The organism is Kitasatospora sp. NPDC059973 (assembly GCF_042737525.1).
Lineage (GTDB): Bacteria > Actinomycetota > Actinomycetes > Streptomycetales > Streptomycetaceae > Kitasatospora.
The window spans coordinates 1-4,138 of the sequence record NZ_JBHWUI010000319.1 but is presented as its reverse complement, the minus strand read 5'-3'; the positions used below and the strand labels follow the sequence as shown (position 1 = coordinate 4,138).

Sequence of the window (4,138 nt, the reverse complement as noted above, 5' to 3'; positions counted from 1 at the left end):
GCTCCCGTGTGCGGCTGGTCGCCGTCTCCTCTCGCTGCCCCGATCCGTCGCGAAACTGGGCCCAGTTCGCTCCACCTTGCTGCCCCGGTCTATGCCGCCGGACCCGACCCGAGCGTCCGTCGGTCGGGCCGCGCGGCGGCCACCTCCTGGTGCTCCGCGTCGTCCTCGAGGAGCTGTTCGCGGTCGACGTGCTCAACGGGCAGCAGCCGCGGGGCGGTCGACGTCGTCGTGCTCCTGGCGGTGGTCGACGGACCGGTGCCCAGTGGGCGGCGCGTGGTGCTCATGCCGCCAGTCTCCCGGTCGGCCACCCTTCGCCCCCGCCTGGGGGGGGGGGGGGCGTTTGCGCCGCCCGGGGCGCGCGGGGCGCACGGCCCACCGCCACGCACCCGATCCCCTCGCCCGGCCGCCGCCACCACCCACCCCCCACCCTTCTCTTTCGTCTTGCTTGGGGCGGCAGGGGGCCGTAGAGGGGATGTCGGCACAAGTGGAAGCGCCCGACCACGCGGCTCTACCTGCGACAACGCAGGCCGTCGGAATGAGGAGTGCGCAACCTGGTGCGCAACCTCCCGTGCAACCCGACCACGGGGCGACCGCGCACCCGACCACAGACCCGACCACGGACACCGGTGGCCCCGTTGGTGGGCCCCACCGAAACCCCCACCACTGCCCCCACCGGTGCCGCGACAGGGACTTGCGAGGCTTGCCCACCGGTCCGGCACAGTGATCCCGGGCTGTTCCCCCGGGGAACACCCCGCCGCGATCTGTTCCCCCGGGGAACACCTGCGGATCGGAATGCAAGGGTGTGCCGCTCGATCACTGATAGCGCTTCGTCACGCACTGAGGTACCAAGCCCCCCTCCGGACAACGGACGGGGGCTTTTCTCTGCCCCGGTCCTGTCCTTCTTCGCCTGAGTCCGGCGAAGGAGTGAGGACTTGCGCGGCTTGGGCCCCGCTCCCTCAACGTCACCACCGCCCCGGCCTGTCCGGGACAGACGGACTTTTTTTCCACGGTCTGGAGGACCAGTTGAGCAACGAACAGAGCGACCAGCAGGCGCCCGCATCGCATGAGCGCCCGACCCGTCGCGAGGCTGTGAAGCGGGGGGCGTCTGGTCTTGCCGGAGGGGTGGCACTCGGTATGGCCCGGGAGGCGGGCAGGCGTCTCGCCCAGGTCATCTTCGAGGCCTTCGAGGATGAGTCCTGACGCGGCCGGGCGGGCGGCCGGGCAGCGTGGCGAAGACAGGAGCGGCCCGGCCGACAGCCGGGCCGCGCCGGCGCGCAGCGACGGCCTTGAACCAGTAGAGAAACTTGTAACAACTGCGCCCACGCGCCGCGCCAGAGGACGCGCCGCGTACGGTCGTCGGCCATGAGCACTGAGACACCGAGGGACGCCGACGGCAACAAGCTCTGTGGCTGGTGCGGCGGCCCGATCCAGCAGAAGGGCGTCGGCCGCAGCCGGGACTACTGCACGCGCACGCACAAGGAGTACGCGTACAGGGCTCGCCGGGACCAGGAGATCCGGTTCCGGGCCTACTCCAAAGGCCGGGCCGACGAACGCTTCTTTTCGACAACAGCCGAAACTCCGCAACCCTCCAATACGTCTGTTGTCGAAACTCAATCACCGCAGGTCAACGCCACGAATTCCCCGTCACCCCCCGCACCTTTGCCTCCCTTGAAACGGGCTCGCCGCAGGTCCGCACAGACTGCGTCCGCCATGCCTTTGTGGCCGCCGGCGGATGACGGAGAGCCGGACGATCAGCCACCACGGACCGATTCCTAGCGGAGCGCCCACGCGTCGCTCGGCCACATCGCGGCAGCAGCTGCTCCCCCTCAGCCGCGGAGTGCCTCCAGGTCGCCTTACGCACCCGCATCCGTGACGGCGGGGGTACGGCGCTCCGCCCCAATCCGGGCCCGGCAGACGGCCGCTCAAGCCGCGCAACCCCACCCCCCTTCCCGCTGGCCGTCGTTGGTCGTCCGGAGCACCCGCAGACGCGTATGCGGTAGGCCACGGAGGATTACGGGCCTCAGGCGGCCTGTACGCCCGCCTGAGGGCTCGTGAGCGCTCCGGCGGACCGAGAGTCGCAGGAGCGGGAGAACGACGCTCAGAGGCTCACGGGAGGCCGTGTGCCGGTACGTTCGGGACTTGGCACGACGAAGCCCCCGCCGAATTCGGATCGGCGGGGGCTTCGGTGTGTGCGGGCGGAGGTCAGCTCCGATGGGCTCGCCAACGGCGGGCTGGTGCGACGGACTCCCCAACCTCCACCGTGTCGCCCTGCGCGTCGACGTACACGTTCCGGCTCAGCAGAACGGGGGCGCCGGGCTCGACGCCAAGCAGAGTCGCCTGTTCCTCGGTTGCTGCATCGGCGGCGCTGGCTTCCTCGGAGGCCACGGCGCGTCGACCGGTGACGGCCTCGATGGCTGATGGGGTGCCGCCCGGGATCCGCTCGCGCTGCAGCAGAGCGGGCACGGTCTCCGCGAGTTCAGCGACGAACCAGCTCGTGCTCGCGGAGACCGGCTCCGCGTCGGCGTTGTGCGTGACCCGCTGGCGACGCAGCGCCTGGCCGCCGTCCTCGACGCCCAGGAGGTCCGCGACCCACTCGGGGGGAGTGGTCAGGTCGGCGCCCGTGATCACGGCGTACTCGCCGTCGGCGTAGATCCGCCCGGTAGTGAGCGCCGCCTCCAGGCGGTCGGCTGCGGTGCGGTGCAGGGTCCGGCGCGTGCTGACCGTGGTGGCCGCACCCTGCCGGCCTTCCGCGAGGCCTTCCGCCCTCAGCGTGCGGTGGACCTTCTGCGCGGTCGCAGTCGAGATGCCGTACTCCGCCGCGAGTTCGCGCACGGACGGCAGCACGTCGCCGTGCGCGAGTTCGCCGCTGACGATCTTCGACTTCAGCGTGCCGACGACTTGGAGATACGGAGGCGTGCGCTCCAGCGAGGACATGGCGGGGCTCCTTCGACGGGTGAACGGTGCGGTGATCTATCACAGCATCCGGAGTAGTGATCTAGCACAGTGTATGGCTTGACACAGCAACTGTGCCCCCACAGTATGGGTCTTGTTCGGCGGCGCCTCCCGAGGGGTCGCCGAACGGCTCGAAAATCCGGGGCCCTCGCGCGCACACGCGTAGGGGCCCCACCCCGGAAACCACCGCAACACCGAAACTCGCAGGTCACAGGCTTGCGGGGGCGCAACCGCCCGCAAGGGAGGTTGCGGCCCGGGGGTTGCGGGCTCAACCGCCACAAAACAGGCGGGCCGGAACGCCGCGCGAACGGCAATCCCGGCCCTGATCCACGACCACCCAAGGAGCGACTCGTGGACTACGCAGCAGCATGGAACAAGATCGGTACTGGTACCAAAACGGCCCGCGTGATCACGGCGGACCGGATCAACAAGACGACAGCGGCGGCGAGCCAGGCACTCGACGGCGCCGCCCCGATGTGTGCCCCGCTCGCGCACCGCTGGGACACGGAGGCCGAGCGCAGGGCGAAGCTCCGGACCCCGGAGAACCTGAAGGCGTTGATCGCTGCTCAGCGGGCCAACACGTCGGCGCGGTCGACGGCTGCGACCGCCGCGAGCCAGCGGAAGGCCGCACGGGCGGCGAGCAGCAACCCGTTCAACGGCGGCCGCCGCGCGGCCCGGACGGCGGACAAGGCAGGTCGCGCTCACGCCAAGGTCGCGCGCCGCGACCTGAAGTCGGCTCGCCGGAACTACCCGCTGACGCTCAACCAGCTCGCGGTCCGCGCCCACGCCGCGCACCTGATCCCGGCTGGGATCACCTCGTACGCGATGTCGTCGGCGGAGCACTGGGCGATGTGGCCGGCGGGAAGCTCGCTGAGCCTGATCGCCCTCAACGCTGCACTGCTCGCCGTCGGCCGCCGCCAGGTGCGGGTGCCGCTCGACGACGACGCCACGGCGGAGGAGCGCCGCCTCCTGGAGCGCCTCGACCCGTCGTACTGGGTCCAGCACGCCGACGAACGAGGCCTGTCGGGCACCGTGCCCGCACCGACCGAGCTGACCCCGGCCGGTCTGGTCACCACGGTGCGCCTTGATGGCCGGTGGAAGCCGTCGGCGTTCAAGGCCAAGCACGAGGAGATCCGGGCGATGCTCGGGGCCCGCACCGCCCTGCGTATGGAGATCAGTTCGGGAT

Annotated in this window: 2 protein-coding genes and 1 pseudogene; 1 reads left to right on the top strand and 2 read right to left on the bottom strand. The window is 70.9% G+C overall.

Annotation, left to right across the window (positions count from 1 at the left end):
* Positions 1 to 89: 89 nt before the first annotated feature.
* Both ACFWA9_RS38545 and ACFWA9_RS38540 read right to left on the bottom strand, forming a co-directional pair.
* Entirely contained in the window at positions 90 to 284 is a 195-nt protein-coding gene (locus tag ACFWA9_RS38545; protein ID WP_377536168.1) for a hypothetical protein, read from the bottom strand.
* A gap of 1,918 nt (positions 285 to 2,202) precedes the next feature.
* The gene (locus tag ACFWA9_RS38540) at positions 2,203 to 2,934 is read right to left on the bottom strand and encodes a GntR family transcriptional regulator (protein ID WP_377541236.1); all 732 of its coding nucleotides are present in this window, start codon (positions 2,932 to 2,934) and stop codon (positions 2,203 to 2,205) included.
* Between the two features lie 369 nt (positions 2,935 to 3,303).
* Between ACFWA9_RS38540 and ACFWA9_RS38535 the strand changes: the two are divergent.
* Positions 3,304 to 4,138 (top strand): annotated as a pseudogene (locus ACFWA9_RS38535) (hypothetical protein); the annotation flags it as partial.